This window comes from Pelagicoccus mobilis (assembly GCF_016595505.1).
GTDB classification, from domain to species: Bacteria; Verrucomicrobiota; Verrucomicrobiia; order Opitutales; family Opitutaceae; genus Pelagicoccus; species Pelagicoccus mobilis.
The window spans coordinates 29,485-44,177 of the sequence record NZ_JAENIL010000048.1 but is presented as its reverse complement, the minus strand read 5'-3'; the positions used below and the strand labels follow the sequence as shown (position 1 = coordinate 44,177).

The window sequence follows — 14,693 nt, the reverse complement described above, 5'->3', positions numbered from 1 at the left end:
TTAGGAATTAAGAGTGCAGAATGAGGAAGTGTCCGTGGGACTATTTCTTCTTAAGTTCGAAGCGTTTGATGACCTCTTTGGCGAGGTTGCGGTAGGCGGTGGCTCCGGGATTGCTCTTGTCGTATTCGAAGATGGATTGGCCGAAAGAAGGCGCTTCGCTGAGGCGAATGGTGCGCGGGATGACGGTGTTGAAGATCTGGTCCGGCAGGTTGGTGCGGACTTCTTCGACGACTTCGCGGGAGAGGTTGGTACGAACGTCGAACATGGTCATGATGATTCCGCCGACTTGCAGCTCTTCGTTGACGCCTGCTTCGTGGAGGCGGTCCACGACGGAGAGAATTTGGCCGAGGCCTTCGAGGGCCAGGTACTCGCATTGCAGGGCGACGAGCAGGTAATCGGCGGCGGCGAGGCTGTTCATGGACAGCATGCCGAGAGCCGGCGGACAGTCGATGACGACGGCGCGGTATTGTCCGGACTCGAAGAGTGGAGCGAGGGCGTTTTTGAGTTGGAGGAGGTAGTCCTCTTGCTGGGCGAGCTCGATCTCGGCCGCGGCGAGGTCGGTTTCGGAAGTGAGCAGGTAGAGGTTTTTACGTCCGGTCTCGACCACCATGTCCTCGATGTTTCCTTCTCCGAGGAGGACTGGATAGACGCTGCGTCCTTCCTCTTTTTCGATGCCCAGTCCGCTTGTCGCGTTCGCCTGCGGGTCGAGGTCGATGAGGAGGGTGGGAACCTTTTGCTCGGCGAGAGCAGCGGCAAGGTTGACTGCGGTTGTGGTTTTGCCAACGCCACCTTTCTGGTTGGCAATGGTGAATACAGTTGTGGAGGCCATAGGAATTAGATGCCTGTATGAGTGAAAAATTTCGGATGGCAATGGTATAGGCTGGGAAAGAGCGGCTTCTGGAAGCGATGGGAGATGCTCGGCATGGTGCGGCTCCTGGAGGGTGAGAAGCGAGAGCGAAAGAACGGGCGGAGATTTAGGTTTGACAAGTTACTATGCAATGCAAGGTACTGTTGGCGAATCGAGACTCTTCCGTGGTGCAATTGAGCAGGCTGTTATTCCCCGTTGTTTCAGCGATGCCCTTATGGGCGTACTTGTCGCTGGTGGGCTTCGCTCTGGTATCGATGGGTGTTTATGGGCACTGGCCGTATTATGGGCATCCGGATCCCAAGGAGCTTGAGATGCCGTTTTTAAGTGGAATGGTCGGCTTCTTGTTTGTGGCGGCGTTCTTTTTGTTGCCGGTTGTGCCGCTTTTCATCGGGGCGAAGGTGTTTGTGAGCTGGAAGGCAGGCTGGAAAGAGTCGTTGGGGTGGGTTTGGGCTTCTTTGGTTCTGTATCTGGCGGGAGTCGTTTTAGTGGTTTGGGACATCCAATTCTTTGGTTTGATTAATTGGATGCTGGATTGATGAGGGACTGACGGATGCCGGAAGATAAGTTCAACATCGATAATTGGGCGACGCAGGCTCGGAAGGGATTGTTGGAGTATTCGATACTGAACTCTTTAGTTGAGGGCGAACGCTATGGTTACCTGCTGGTGAAGCAGCTTGTGGGAATGGACGGTCTGGGAGTGAGTGAAGGGACGGTCTATCCGCTTTTGTCGCGCTTGAAGCGTCATGGTTTGGTGGAGACGCGACTTGAGGAGTCATCGGAGGGGCCTGCTCGAAAATATTACTCGCTGACACCGCTTGGGCGGGAGCAGCTGAAGCTCATGACGGAATATATTGGGAATCTTATGGAAGGAATCGAAACTCTTAAGAAAGGTGGAAACGAAAATGTCTAAGTGGAGCGATGCGGCCAGGTCCTATTTTGAGGATGCGTTGGGATTGGTGGGCGCGACTGAGGGGGGAGCTGAACTAGCTGAGGATATCCGGATTCATGTTGAGACTGAGATCAGCGAGCGTAAGCCGGGGCTCGTTACCAAGGAAATCGTGGAAGGTATCGTTGTCAGAGTTCTTGGATACGACCCGTTTGTTAAGGAGAGTCCGGCCAGAAAAGAGAGCAAGGCTCCGCGTCGCAGTTTAAGCGAAATCGTAGAGGATCGGAAAAACAAGAATGGTTGGACTCGGTTTTACGGATGGACGTTCGGTGTCATTTTGCCGGTTATCACTCTGATTTTTGAGATTGTCACGGGGGCTTGCGCGTCGGCGTTTTTCGATCCGATTCCTAGTATTGGGCACATTGTATTGATTGCTTTGGTTCCAGCCGGGTGCGCGTGGTGTTTGCTGGGAATTGGGCGGGGTGGTCCCTTGGGGGCGCGGAAGATCTTGGCATTGGGCGGGACTATTGCGATTTCACTTTATTACACGATCCCGTTGGCTGTTTTCATGCCGTTTGCAGTGATCGGCATCATTTTCTATGGATTTGGCTTTTTACCGCTTGCTCCTTTGTTTTCGATGCTGGCGGCTTTCGGGCTGATAAAGAGACTGGGGAAAGGAAACCCGGAGGTGCCTCGTTATTGGCGGAAGGCGGGAGTCGGATTTCTTTTGGGACTGCTCGTTGTTATCGGAGTGGAGTCGCCTCGCTACTTGACGACTTTGGGTCTGAATATGGCAGGATCTGCCGATCCGGAGCGAGCGATGAATGGTATTGGTTTTTTGCGTACGTTTGGATCGGAGAAGACGATTCTTGATTCCTGTTTGCCGGAATTCCGGAACCAGTCGGGGGTGTTATGGGTTGGCCCGAGGAACTCTCCAGAGCAGGCTCGGGAGATTTTCTATCGTGTGACGGGTCGAGAGTACTACGTGGATGCGGATCGTGAGGCTGCCTCCCAGGGGGAAGGTAGTGTATTGGGAATGCGGAGTCGTTGGGACTGGTATCGGGGGGATCAGGTTGTCGGTAGAAAAATCCACGGCGTGAGTCTGCAGCATTCGCGAATCGACGGTGTTGTGGAGGCCGATGCGGCACATGCCTACCTGGAGTGGACGATGGAGTTTCGGAACGATACGCCGATGCAGCAAGAGGCCCGAGCTCTTTGGCGGTTGCCGCCGGGGGCGGCCGTTACACGCGTGAATCTTTGGGTGAATGGCGAGGCGCGCGAGGCGGCTTTCAACGCTAAGAGCAAAGTGGTCGAAGCGTACAAGAGGGTCGTCACCCGTCGTCGAGACCCGTTGCTAGTTACGACTGCTGGCAAGGATCATGTGCTCGCTCAGTGTTTCCCAATTCCGAGGAATGGTGGAAAGATGAAGATTCGTCTCGGGATGGTCGTGCCCTTGCATTTGGAGAGTTTGGATCAGGGAAGCTTCGTGTTGCCGAGTCTTGTCGGGGAGAATTTTTATGCGTCAGAAGAGCTTGGAGTTCCTGTTTGGATCGATTCTCAAACGATGCTTTCGTCGCTAAGCTTGGAATCTCCAGATCTTGCCGATACGATTCGAACAACGGTGGACTTCTCTGACTTGAATGGCGACCCGATTGTCGTTTACGCGGAGCGTGATCCGGAGTTGACGCGTTTTTGGAGCGAGAATCCGTATTCGGGTGGGATTACCCAAGGGACTGTCTCGCTCGAAACTGTCGTTTCGGAGGATTCGAAATTGATCGTCGTTTTGGATACGTCGGTAGCTCTGTCTGAGAGCTTGACTGAGGTTCGAGCCGCGTTGGAGCGCTTTGGTGACCAGATCTCGAAGATTGTCGTAGTGGATGAAAGGCTAGGTTATCGAGTGTTTGATTCGCCGAGTGATTTCAAGTGGAAGGCGGAGGGCGGGAAGGATAATGCGCCTGCCCTCGAGCATGCGTTTCAGCTAGCGGAAAATTCTGCGACTGAATCGATTCTTTGGATACATGGTCCTCAACCTCGAGAGCTCTCAAGCGCTGAGGGGCTGTTGCGACAGCTATCTAGGCGAAAGAACACTACGCCAGTTTATAGTTTGAGCTGCGGTAAGGGGATGAATGGTGTGCTTACGACTTTGGAGAAACGCTTGGATGTGATGAGCGTGCAAAGATTTGCCAAATCGCCAGGGACGGATCTAAACAGTTTCTTGGACTCTCGGCAGTCGGGAAGAGGTCGCGTTGTTATCAACTATCAGCATCTAGATGGTTCAGAGGAGGCGAGAGGGAGGAAGGTCGCCGATCACGCCACGCGGTTATGGGCTTTGAGCGAAGCGAAACGGATCCTCTATAGCCGTGAGAATAAAGCTTATGAGCGATCGGCGAAACTTGCTGCTCAGCATCAGCTGGTGACTCCGGCTTCTGGCGCGGTCGTTCTTGAAAATGAAAGACAGTACAAGGAAGCTGGGCTTGAGCCGGTGAAGGAAGGGACGACTGCGTCGATTCCGGATGGGGTGAATAGCGTGATCCTCCTGGTTTTTGCTCTGGGAAGTATTTTGGCTATACGCCGGTTGTTGCCTGCTCGACGAGACATTTGATCATGGCTCTGCGGCAACGACGGAGCGTTGCCCTCCGGTTCTCGGTACAAAAAACAGCATATTTCTACCCGAACACTCTTACTTTTGCTTTCGCATCGTATGCTAGGTGTTTTAGCCTTCTGGCCTTAGCTTTTCGATCACTTTGGCGTCTACCCAGTAGATGTTCGCTTCGCCGTTGTCGAAGTAGGTGTGGTAGAAAAAGTATTTTCCGTCTGGGGTTACGCTGCCGTAAATGTTCTCACGTTCGGTGTTGATGTCAGGCCCCATGTTAATCGCCGGTCCCCATGAACCGTCTTTCTGTCGGAAGCTTATATAGAGGTCGGAGTCGCCGTATCCACCTTCTCGCACGCTATCCCAGATCAAATAGCTTTCGTCCGGAGCTATGAAGGGGTGGGCGGTCCATTTTCCCGAGTTTACTTCTTTTCCGAATGCTTTGGGTTGCTCGCGCTTCCCGTCTTTGAGGCGTGAATACCGCAGGGTACCAACTTCTTCTCGAGCGTCTAATACATAGGTGCCTTTTGTTGATGCGGTGAGACGCATGATTGGGATGTCCCGGAAGGGGGCTTCAAGCTGTTTCACTTCGGACCACCCCGCATCTGTACGTTCCATGTACTTGTTGCCGAAATACATCGTTTTTCCGTCTGGAGATATGAAGGGCTCGCCTACGGATGGAGAAACGACGGACTCGGTCCATCCGTTTTCCCCGTTTCGAAATGCAAGCAAGGTAGAGTCTTTGAACGCTCCGCCTCGTCTGACGAAGTAGAACTCTTGCATGTCTGGTGAGAAAATTCCGAAGACTTCGAGGTGTTTCGTGGAAACGATGCCTGGCGCGAAAACTTCAGGGACGAGTCCCGGTGGTTTCTGGCCGAGGTAGGGGCCAGCGGGAGCTCGTGTTGGCTGCTGAGCCTTGCCGCATGTTATCAAGGCGAGAGCGGAGATAATAAATGTGATCGAGAGGTAGATACGGTGCATTGTCTTAGCTTTCTGGTTTTAGGAGTTCGGATAGCCAAGTCATGCTGCGTACGGCGGTAATTGGAAAGGCTGTCAGATGATTTCCTTCGAGTTCCTCGCTTGTGAAATTGAGACTGGCATCCTGCTTTTCGCTTAGGAGTGTGACTAATGGTTCCCCGAGCTCCGCCAGTCTATTATCGGTGTTTCCATAAGCGATGTAGACGTTGGCGTTGAATCCTTTTCTGCTCGATGCGGAATTTGATTCGAGCTCGGAGAGGAAGGGGCCGTAGTTATCGCCAAAGGCGGGTGCGCCGAGAATGTAGTTTTTGAAGGTATTTGCCTGCCTCAGGAGAATGTAGGCTCCGAATTGACCACCGAGGGAGTAGCCGAAGTAGGAGCGATTCTCCGGTACGGTTCGGTAGTTGCTCTCGATGTAGGGAATTACGTCATTGCGGATGAAGCTAAGATGTTTGTTTGCCTGGCCAAATTGCATTTTCGCCTGAGTCGTGGGATCGCTGCTCTCTCGCATCCGGTAGTCTCGAAATCTGCTGGCATGCGCTCCAAGCTCATTCTTTCGCTCTTCGCTGATGTTTGTCTGCCACGATATGCCTACTAGAATCGAGTCTTGTGCCAGGAAATCAGCCATGGCAGACAAGGTTTCAATGTGCCAAACAGCATCCGTGTAGTAGATGACGGGATGCTTTTTGTCGCTGTTTGATGAATACGCTTCGGGCAACCTGATGTATAGCTCGTATTCTCTTCCTAATTCGGAATCTTGAATGGGAACCACTTGGGTTCTCGGCAATTCGTAGGCTTTAGGTTCTTTGGCTTCAGATAATGTAAGCTGAAGCGAGAGTAGAATGATAAACATCAAACACTTCTTCATAGTATCAGGCACTTGTTGGAGTTGTGTGAGAATAACCCTGATAGTGCCTGTGCTACTTCATCTTTTTGGCGGACCTGCCTGTCTGCTTATCGCCCGGAGGTTGTGCCTCAATCGTCGAGCAATTCCGTGATCCAGCGGCGGTGTGGGCCGGAGAAGGGGAGTTCGCCTAGTTTTGAATGCTCTACCCAGAGGTAATCGGTGGGGAGTTGTTGAGGGAGCTTTGCTGGGGAGAACTTGTAGATGTTCTCGGTGATCCGGTAGCGGGTGATGCTCCGTTTGCGTTTGGCGAGTGGCTTGGCCTTGGGAGTGGCGAGCTTCAGTGGAAGGAGCTCTGGGAGTTCGTGCAAGCCTTTCATGCGTTTGGCTGAATCGGGGATCTTGTGCAGCAGGACCCGTTTGCCATCTTGTATCCAAGCTCTGTTGACGGATTTATCTTCGAATTTGGTCTTGGCCAGCTTAGGGACCTCTTCGGCGATACCTTCAGCGTATCCCTTGCAGAACTCGCGAACGGGACAAAGCAGGCAGTTAGGCGATTGCTTGTGGCAAACGGTGGCCCCCAGCTCCATCATGGCTTGGTTGTGGTCGCCGGGGCGTTCAGGGTTGAGAAGTTCTTGGACGAGATCGCGGTAGGACTTTGCGGCGTCCGTTGAATTTTTGTAATCGGACTCGTCGGCGGTGATTCGAGACAGGATACGGACTACATTTCCGTCGACGACTGCGGATGGATCGTCGAACGAGATGCTGCAGATTGCGGCTGCGGCATAGGGGCCGACTCCTGGGAATTTGAGCCAACTTTTTGAATCTGTCGGGAGTTCGGATTCTGGTATTTCAGAAACTTCCTTTGCTAGTTTGTGGAGGTTGCGAGCTCGCGAGTAATAGCCGAGGCCTTCCCAGCTTTTGAGAACTTGCTCTTCGGAGGCGGTGGCGAGTTGCTTGAAATTTGGGTATTTTTTGAGCCAGGCGTCAAAGTAGGGTAGTACGGTTTTGACCTGAGTCTGCTGTAGCATGAACTCGGATACTACGGTGCCGTAGGTGGATGGAGCGCTTCGCCAAGGGAGGTCGCGAGCGTTTTGGTCGTACCAATCGATGAGGGCTGCTCGGAAGGCGGGAGCTTGCTTGGCGAGGTTGTCAGAGGGCATCGGCAAGGGACTCTGCAGATGCGGAAGGGGGAGGCTAGTGTTTTTTAAGGGAACGACGGAGGGGTGCTCTCCTGTTTTGCGATCGACGGGTGCACGGTGCTGTGGTCGACCCAGATGAGCTCCTTGGTGTCGAAACCGGCGATTTCTGCTTTGGCTAGCAGCTTGTCGAGGGTGGGTTGTGGAAGCGTGGGGGTTCGGGCAAGAATCCACATGTAGCCGTGGTGGTCACCGGCGACGAGGGCGTATTGGTAGCCTTCGTGGTCGAGTTCGAAGATATTGTAGCCGGCGTAGAAGGGCCAAAAGAATGTCACTTTGAGCTGACCTTCGTCTGGATCGCCGATTTTGTAGCCCTTGCCGTCGACCTCGCTCCACTTGTTTTTCCGCGTATTGTAGCCTCGGTTGAAGACGCGGACGGTTTCGTCGTCCAGCATGCTGTATTCCGCCGTAACGCTTTGTAGGTCGCGTTCGAAGCGATTGTCGGTGCGTGCGATTTCGTACCAGAGGCCTAGGTAGCGTTCGAGGTTGAACTTGTTCACCAGTTCTACCCCTTCTGGGGGCGTTTTAGCGACGAGCGGTAGACTGGAGCCGAGGGCGAAGAGGGCAATTAGGAGCGTTTTTGGGTGCATCGGGCGTTGGTGTACGTTTCCCGACTAACGCTTGAAGGTGGGGAAGCGATTGAGCGAGAGCGCTTTTTTGATTTTCAAAGCGGGTTTGCTCTGCCTTGCTCTGGATTTAGCAAACTACTGATGGCCAGAGGCAAAAAGAAAGCTGTCGTCGATCCGGACGCTCCCAAGAAGAAAACAATGTACACCCACAAGCTCTCCCAGGAGCAGCTGGACAAGCTTCAGCATATCTTGGAGATGAAGATGTGGGAGACCTATGAGGTGGAGTACGCCCAATTTGGTTTCAAGGGGCCGAAGGTAAATGTGGTCGGGTACAAGAGCGGAAAGCTCGTTGTGCAAGGCAAGGAGACAGAAGATTTCGTTATCAACACCCTTGAGCCTGAGGTGCTCGGAGAAGCTCGCTTCGGTTATGACGAGGTGTATCACCCTGAATGGTTCGAGTCGCATGCGGGCATGGACGAGAGTGGTAAGGGAGATTTGTTTGGCCCGGTGGTGACAGCCTGCGTGATCGCGGACAAGGTGCACATCGATCAATGGGTCAAGGAAGGTATCCGAGATTCGAAGACGATTACGGATGGGCGTATCCTGAAACTTGATAAGATTATCCGCGAGACGAAGGGGATTTCTGTGGAGACCTGTTTTTGCGGGATGCCCAAGTACAACGAGCTCATGGGGAAGCCCCGAGCGAACTTGAATTTGCTGCTCGCTTGGCAGCACGCGAAGTCCCTAACCGCTGCTCTAAAGAAGAAGCGGGTTCCCTGGGGGATGTTGGACCAGTTTAGTAAACAGGATCTTGTGGGCCGCTATTTCAAGGATCCGAAGTTCGATCTTCGTATGCAGACGAAGGCGGAAGAAGACCCGGTCGTTGCCGCGGCGTCAGTGGTCGCTCGCGCGGAGTATGTTCGCTACATGGATAGTCTGTCCAAAAAGTTTGGAGACACGCTTGGGAAAGGAGCGAGTGCCAAGGTGAAGGCTCAGGCATCGGAAATTTTGCAGAAGTTTGGCCCTGAACGACTTGGGGAGTTTGCGAAACTTCATTTTAAGACTTCTTATGAGGTCGTGAAAGATGCTGGTATGTTGGATCGGTTGCCATTGAAGGAGCCGAAGGTGTTCAAGTTTGGTAAGTAGTGATTGTTTGGGGACAGAATAGAAGTTTGACGCGAAAAGGAGGACCTACTCTATGAAGTCTCATCGTCTTCGGGCCTACGATCGCAAGCATCTGAAAAACCTCATCGGGCTCATCGGAGTCGATGAAGCTGGGCGTGGCGCTCTCGCTGGTCCGGTTGTCGCGGCGGCAGTTGCCGCTCGCGCGGATTTCTACGATAGCGAGTGGTGCAAGCGAAACGCCTCGAATATCAACGACTCGAAGTTGCTGACTCTGGAACAACGCGAAGAGCTCTACGGCAAGTTGCGCTGGCTCGAGCGGGAAGGTCGCATTTTTATCGGAGTCGGAAGGGGCAGCGTTTCGGAGATCGAGGACCACAACATTCTGGGAGCGACTCAAATCGCTATGAAGCGGGCGGTTGAGGAGATTTTGGAGACGGCGAACATTTTGCCGCACGATCCGGATCCGCTTTTTGATCAAGTTCCAGTTGGGGAGAAGGCTCCGGAGACGCTTTCAAGCTGGAAGATTCTCGTCGACGGGAAGCCCATGAAAAATTTGGGCTATTCGCATGACGCGGTTGTTAAAGGCGATTCAACGGCGCTCTGTATCGCGATGGCTTCGATCGTGGCCAAGGTGACGAGAGATCGGATCATGATGGCTCTCGACTGCGAATACCCGCATTACGATCTCGCTTCCTCTAAAGGTTACGCGACGGTGCTGCATCGCACTGCGATACTGGAGAACGGACCAACGGATATTCACCGCCCGCTTTTCCTCAGAAAGCTGCTTGAGGAGCCAGGTGAGGATGTGCAGGAAGAGTTCGGGTTTTAGCGAGACCGAAGATCCCCATACCTCGCTCATAGTAGCCAATTGACTTCGCATGTCAGCTTCGCCTTCGGTACGCGAGAGCACCGCACGCAGCGCCTCTGCTTCAGCCCAACGAAACGCCCCCCTAGCCAAGGTCGCCAGACTTGGGGCCCCGTCAGTCCTCATCTAAAAACCAGAAGCGTTGAAATCTATTTTGTAACCTTACAAAATAGATTTCAAGAGACTCGATTCACGGGAGCGCGTTTCAGAAGGGATTGGATCAACCAGACTGGAGACCAATCTCTCATTTACCGAAGGCGAAGCTGACAGGCGAAGCCAATTGGCTGCTGCGCCGCCCGCGGAGCGGCCGAACCACCTCTTTCGGGCACGAAAAAACCGGCCCTCTGCTGAGACGCCGGTTTAGAAAATTCGTTTTGAAGTGGTAGACTACTTTTTAGCCGCCTTGAGTTGGCGTTGGTGAGCGAGGGTCACCTTGAACATCTGCAAGCAGAGGTAGAACGTGCCCGCTGCTGGAAGAGCTGTGAAGCCTGCGACGAGGTTGATGATAGTCGCGTCTTCGCTTGGAACGTGTGGCTTGAACCAGAGCGTGAAGAGGAGCCAGACGATGCCGCAGAGGACGATGTCGAAGACGATAGTTTTAGGCGTTACTTTGAGCACTTTGGACATAACGGAAAAAGTGCTAGCGTGGGATTCGCGTCTGTCGACCTCTTTTATTCTCGTTTTGACGGAAAACTGCCGGAATTTGCATTTTGTTTACACTCACGGGTGGTTTTGCGGGCAGAACCTAGCGAATTTGCGGATTCACGCGCGAAAAACGGTATCTCTCACGGATTGTGGAATTTGGCTTCGTTTGTTAATCTATTTGCACGCTCGAGAGATCGGGCGGACAGGAAACGAAAGCAGTAAAGATTTTCATTAGTCACTGATTTTAGTTCCAAAACTGAGTCGTTGCTTGGCCGGGGCGGATGTGGGACCGCCCCGGTCTTCTTGTATCTGGAGCTCGAGATGCTCTGTTGGAAACAAGACCTAATTAGAGACCTTCATATAACGGGAGTTTTTCTAATATCGTACGTATAGGGCTCGGGTTCCGTTGACTCAAAAGGCCCCTTGGGATTAGCTATTTGTACAGTTCAGAAAAACGGCGCGGTGCCTGGCTCTGCTATATGCAACCAGGGGATGATAGCGTCAAACGGGCGGTTCAGCCGCCCGTTTTTCGTGTCTGGATGCAGGAGGGGTCGCATCCGCAGCTCGATCGTTTGGACGCTCCGGAAGACTTTGCTTCTGCTTCGGAATTGAAATTAGATTACTCCGTATCCAATTCGCGGATGCGGAAGTCTTTGATCTCGATATTCGATTCTTCTGCCTGAACCGAAATGAAGCCCGCTGAGGCGGAAGCGTTCTTTCCGTCGTTTACGAGTTCGCCGTTGAGGAACACTTGAATGGTGTCTTCTTTTGCGACGATACGCATGTCGTTCCACTGTTCGGGAGGGCGTTCGCGCTCTTTTTTGAGATGCTGAGTCGTGTAAGTCGTTTTCTTCTGAGGAATTCTCAGACGGCGATTTCTTTCGGCGGCTTTGTTCGGCATCTGGTTTTCTTCCACGTCGATTTCGTTATTCAGAAGCCAGAAGTCTCCGTTGTTTTTGGGTTCGAGCTGGATTTCGATGCCTTCGGGCCAAATGCCATGTGCGGTATCGCCATTGCAGTGGATGATGACTCCGCTTTTTCCTTCACCTTCGGGAAACTTGAAAGCGAAAGAGAGCTCGAAGTTTTCGTATTCGTCTAAGGTCTGGATATAGCCTTCGGGCTGATCCTCTCCCTTGATTACCAGAGTGCCGTCATCCTTGATCTCGAACACGTCGGCGGGCTCCGCTTCTTCGATAAAGTCGAAGTAGAACTCCTCTAAATCGATTCCTTTGAAAATGTGTTCCCACTCGGCGAAGGCGGGAAATGAGATGAAGGCAAGGCAAGGCAGCAGGATCAGAGCGGGTAACTTGTTTTTCATTGTGGGACAGGAACTTGGTACGCGAGAAACCTTAACTCGGTTTCGCTCAAGTGCAAGTGCGTGGAAGCATGCCCTAGGTTCAAGCGCTCCATTGGAATGTCTTGGTGGGAAGCGCTGGCTATTGGGTTACTCGTCGATGGTAACGCGGAAGAACGCGTTCTCGTCTGAATCGGTGAGGGGGCCTTGAACATTGGCTTCCGCATCGCTTGATTGCGGTGGGTTTCCTTCGACTTGCCAATCGGTCCAGGTGCTAAGATCTACGCTCTTCTCGATGGTGAAGGTTCGCCCCGGGGCTATCGGGAAACTCACCGTGAGAGAATTACCGTCCCGGTTGAAGTTCGGTCGCCAGACACTTTGTGGATCCAGGGGGAGCGTTCCGCTAAGAAACTCGAGGCGGTTGCTATTACCATCGAAATCGGGATCGGCATCGGGGGCTGCCTCAGGAAGTTGGGTGCTGGAGAAGTGCTCGATCTGCCAGGTCTCAAAAAGACCTTCGACTCCATGTCGGGCTATCCATTGCGTGATCAGGTTTATTCCCTCTTCGTCTAGCTCGTTAGAACCAAAAGGCGGCATACGTTTGAAACCGTCTCGAGCAGCCATCCTGTCGAGGACGATCGAGTTTTCGGGCGAACCTGCGACGACAAGGCGTTTATTAGTATCGCCACCATTGTTTGCGGCTTCTCCGTCGAGAAGGCCAGTGGCTTCGAGTGTTAGATGGGCGCGGGCATCCCATGAAGACGTGGTACCACCGTTTGGTTGATGGCAGGAAACGCAGTTGACTGCCAGATAAGAGCGAGCACGCGTTTCGAGCGATACCGAATCATCGCCTGGCAAGTGGTGACGCGGGAGATTGCTCGTATCCGAAATCTGGGTGTCGAGAACACCAAGGCGAGAAAAGTACTCGAGTGTGTTTTCGCTTTGCCCGTCATGCTGGCCGATTCGATTCAATTGACGGGTGTTGAAGCTCAATGCAAAGCCAGCGGCGGGAGTGTGACAGCCTAGACATTGTTGGCGGGAAGGAACTTGCCAGGTTTGCGTGCTTTGTTGGCCGTTTTCTGTAATCGGAAAATCGATACTTACGCCTTCCTCGGGAACTAGCGAGGCCTCGGTTTCGTCATCGTTCCACTGGTAGCTGAGTCCGTAGACTCCCGTTTCAGTTTTAACTAAGAAGCGGGTTTCGATTCGTTTTCTGCTGGCGGGGTTGCCGCGTTCGGATTCGAGTTCGAAGTGCTTAACCCAGACCGAACCTTCAGGGAAAGTCCAAGGGTCGTCCTGCGAATAAGCGACTTGTTCGCTACCGGGAATGGATACCCAGCGGCTTTTGATCGCATGGTCGGACCAGAAGGGCATCTGGGGCTCATAGGTGTAAATGCCGGCCTCTGGCGTAAGGTTAGCAAGGTCTGAGAATGCTCCGGTTTCGCTTAAGGTCTGAGGAAAGTCGGGTGCGTTTGAACTGTCGGAGCGTACGAGGGTGCCGAGCCCTCCCCATATGTTGCCAGCTAGAAGTTCCCCGTTGCGGGGATCACGGCCGTAGGCGGAGACGCTGGCTAATGTGCCGATTCGGGTCGCTTCGTAGTCGGACGACTCTTCGGACCATCTCAGTGCCCAAGTGTGGTTGTGGTAAAAATCGGAGAAGATATACGCACCGTAGAGTTCTGGGAGGCCGGCTCCACGGTAGACGATGCCTCCAGAGACTGACGGGCCCTGGTCTCGTCCGTATTCATAAACTGGATCGAGTAAGGGGCCAAATTCAGGAGGGACGGTGCGATTGTGCTCAAAAGGGTGGGAACCTTCTCGGTTTGGCCAACCATAGTTGCCGCCTTTTTGGATAAGGTTTATTTCTTCGTAGGAATCTTCGCCGACGTCTGAGACCCAGATTTCTCCGGTCAGTGGGTCGATGTCCATGTGCCATGGGTTACGCAGTCCAATGGCGTAAAACTCGAGCCGTAGATCTGAATCGAGCTCAGCCCCTGCCTCCTGCCAGGCGGAAACGAGCGGATTATCAGCGGGAATGCTAAAGGGCGCTAGGTTTTGGTTGTCGCGTGGAATCGCTGGGTGAAGCGTTGGTTCGAAATTTCCGGGTCTCTTGTCGACGTCGATTCGAAGGAGGCCAGCGAATAGATCACGGTCGATTCGTTGCCCGTTCTGGAAATTGTCTCCACCGCCTCCTTCATCTCCAACTCCAACGTAGAGATAGCCGTCCAAGCCGAAACTTAGAGATCCTCCGTTGTGGTTCGCCGCTTCATCGTGCTGATCGAATAGAATGAATTCGGAATTTGGATCGGCTAGTAGCGGATTTTGCGTTGAGCGAGTGAATCTGGAAAGGCGGTTGGTTGGCTGCCCGCTTTCTTGGGTCGTGTAGAAAACATAGAAAAATCCGTTCGTTTCGTATTGCGGATGGAAGGCAAGACCGAGCAGGCCATTTTCTAGGTTAGTCGTTACCTTGGAGGTGATGTCCAAGAAGAGGGCGTTTGTGGTTGTTCCGTTTTCCAGATCGTTTGCGATCGAAATGCGGCCTGCACGCTCAGCGAGATAGACGTTTTGTGTGTCGCCGGGCGGGGTCGCAATGGCGAGAATCGCCGTGACGTTGAGTATCTCTTCGAACTCGTAGTCGCCGGTCGAGAAGGAGGAAGGAAAGTCGAGCGTGTCGTTTGCGACTCTTTGGGCGAAGAGTGAGCTAGCTAGGCTCAGGATTAATAGCGAAACGGCAGCAGGGAGTAGGCAATGTCGCATTATTTGATGGAGATATTTCGTTTTTACGGCGTTTGGGCCAGCGGTAACGAGAATTAGATTGAGCGCAATT

The 14,693-nt window shown here is 53.1% G+C and carries 13 protein-coding genes; 5 read left to right on the top strand and 8 right to left on the bottom strand.

The window, feature by feature from the left end; all coding sequences use genetic code 11:
- Positions 1–40: 40 nt before the first annotated feature.
- Positions 41–829, bottom strand: a complete 789-nt coding sequence (locus JIN87_RS21420; RefSeq protein ID WP_200357672.1) for a ParA family protein — start codon at positions 827–829, stop codon at positions 41–43.
- 164 nt (positions 830–993) lie between these two features.
- Between JIN87_RS21420 and JIN87_RS21415 the strand changes: the two genes are divergently transcribed.
- The 3 genes from JIN87_RS21415 to JIN87_RS21405 are packed head-to-tail and all read left to right on the top strand — an operon-like array spanning position 994 to position 4,356.
- Entirely contained in the window at positions 994–1,404 is a 411-nt protein-coding gene (locus JIN87_RS21415) for a hypothetical protein (protein ID WP_234033546.1), read from the top strand.
- A gap of 14 nt (positions 1,405–1,418) precedes the next feature.
- Positions 1,419–1,778: a PadR family transcriptional regulator gene (locus JIN87_RS21410; RefSeq protein WP_200357670.1), complete on the top strand. Its 360-nt coding sequence runs from the start codon at positions 1,419–1,421 to the stop codon at positions 1,776–1,778.
- A complete protein-coding gene (locus tag JIN87_RS21405) occupies positions 1,771–4,356 on the top strand; it encodes a VIT domain-containing protein (RefSeq protein ID WP_200357669.1) in 2,586 nt (861 codons plus the stop codon). The genes JIN87_RS21410 and JIN87_RS21405 overlap by 8 nt, the downstream gene beginning before the upstream one ends.
- Before the next feature lie 111 nt (positions 4,357–4,467).
- Here JIN87_RS21405 and JIN87_RS21400 read toward each other — a convergent pair whose 3' ends face one another.
- From JIN87_RS21400 to JIN87_RS21385, 4 genes are all read right to left on the bottom strand, one after another.
- Positions 4,468–5,328 (bottom strand): TolB-like translocation protein, encoded by an 861-nt coding sequence (locus tag JIN87_RS21400; protein WP_200357668.1) that lies wholly within the window; start codon positions 5,326–5,328, stop codon positions 4,468–4,470.
- A 4-nt stretch (positions 5,329–5,332) separates the two neighbouring features.
- On the bottom strand, positions 5,333–6,193 hold the full coding sequence (locus JIN87_RS21395) for an alpha/beta hydrolase (RefSeq protein ID WP_200357667.1): 861 nt from the start codon (positions 6,191–6,193) through the stop codon (positions 5,333–5,335).
- Between the two features lie 107 nt (positions 6,194–6,300).
- Complete coding sequence (locus JIN87_RS21390; protein WP_200357666.1) at positions 6,301–7,332, bottom strand: A/G-specific adenine glycosylase; 1,032 nt, start codon at positions 7,330–7,332, stop codon at positions 6,301–6,303.
- Positions 7,333–7,376: 44 nt separating this feature from the next.
- A complete protein-coding gene (locus JIN87_RS21385) occupies positions 7,377–7,958 on the bottom strand; it encodes a lipocalin family protein (RefSeq protein WP_200357665.1) in 582 nt (193 codons plus the stop codon).
- Between the two features lie 120 nt (positions 7,959–8,078).
- Between JIN87_RS21385 and rnhC the strand changes: the two genes are divergently transcribed.
- Together rnhC and JIN87_RS21375 are read left to right on the top strand one after the other, a co-directional pair.
- Entirely contained in the window at positions 8,079–9,083 is a 1,005-nt protein-coding gene (rnhC, locus tag JIN87_RS21380; protein WP_200357664.1) for a ribonuclease HIII, read from the top strand.
- Positions 9,084–9,135: 52 nt separating this feature from the next.
- Positions 9,136–9,891 (top strand): ribonuclease HII, encoded by a 756-nt coding sequence (locus JIN87_RS21375; protein ID WP_200357663.1) that lies wholly within the window; start codon positions 9,136–9,138, stop codon positions 9,889–9,891.
- Positions 9,892–10,314: 423 nt separating this feature from the next.
- Here the strand turns inward: JIN87_RS21375 and JIN87_RS21370 are convergent, their stop codons facing one another.
- The 3 genes from JIN87_RS21370 to JIN87_RS21360 form a co-directional block, all read right to left on the bottom strand.
- A complete protein-coding gene (locus tag JIN87_RS21370; protein ID WP_200357662.1) occupies positions 10,315–10,554 on the bottom strand; it encodes a hypothetical protein in 240 nt (79 codons plus the stop codon).
- 637 nt (positions 10,555–11,191) lie between these two features.
- The gene (locus tag JIN87_RS21365; RefSeq protein WP_200357661.1) at positions 11,192–11,890 is read right to left on the bottom strand and encodes a 3-keto-disaccharide hydrolase; all 699 of its coding nucleotides are present in this window, start codon (positions 11,888–11,890) and stop codon (positions 11,192–11,194) included.
- Between the two features lie 126 nt (positions 11,891–12,016).
- Positions 12,017–14,623, bottom strand: a complete 2,607-nt coding sequence (locus tag JIN87_RS21360) for a PQQ-dependent sugar dehydrogenase (RefSeq protein WP_200357660.1) — start codon at positions 14,621–14,623, stop codon at positions 12,017–12,019.
- Positions 14,624–14,693 lie beyond the last annotated feature (70 nt).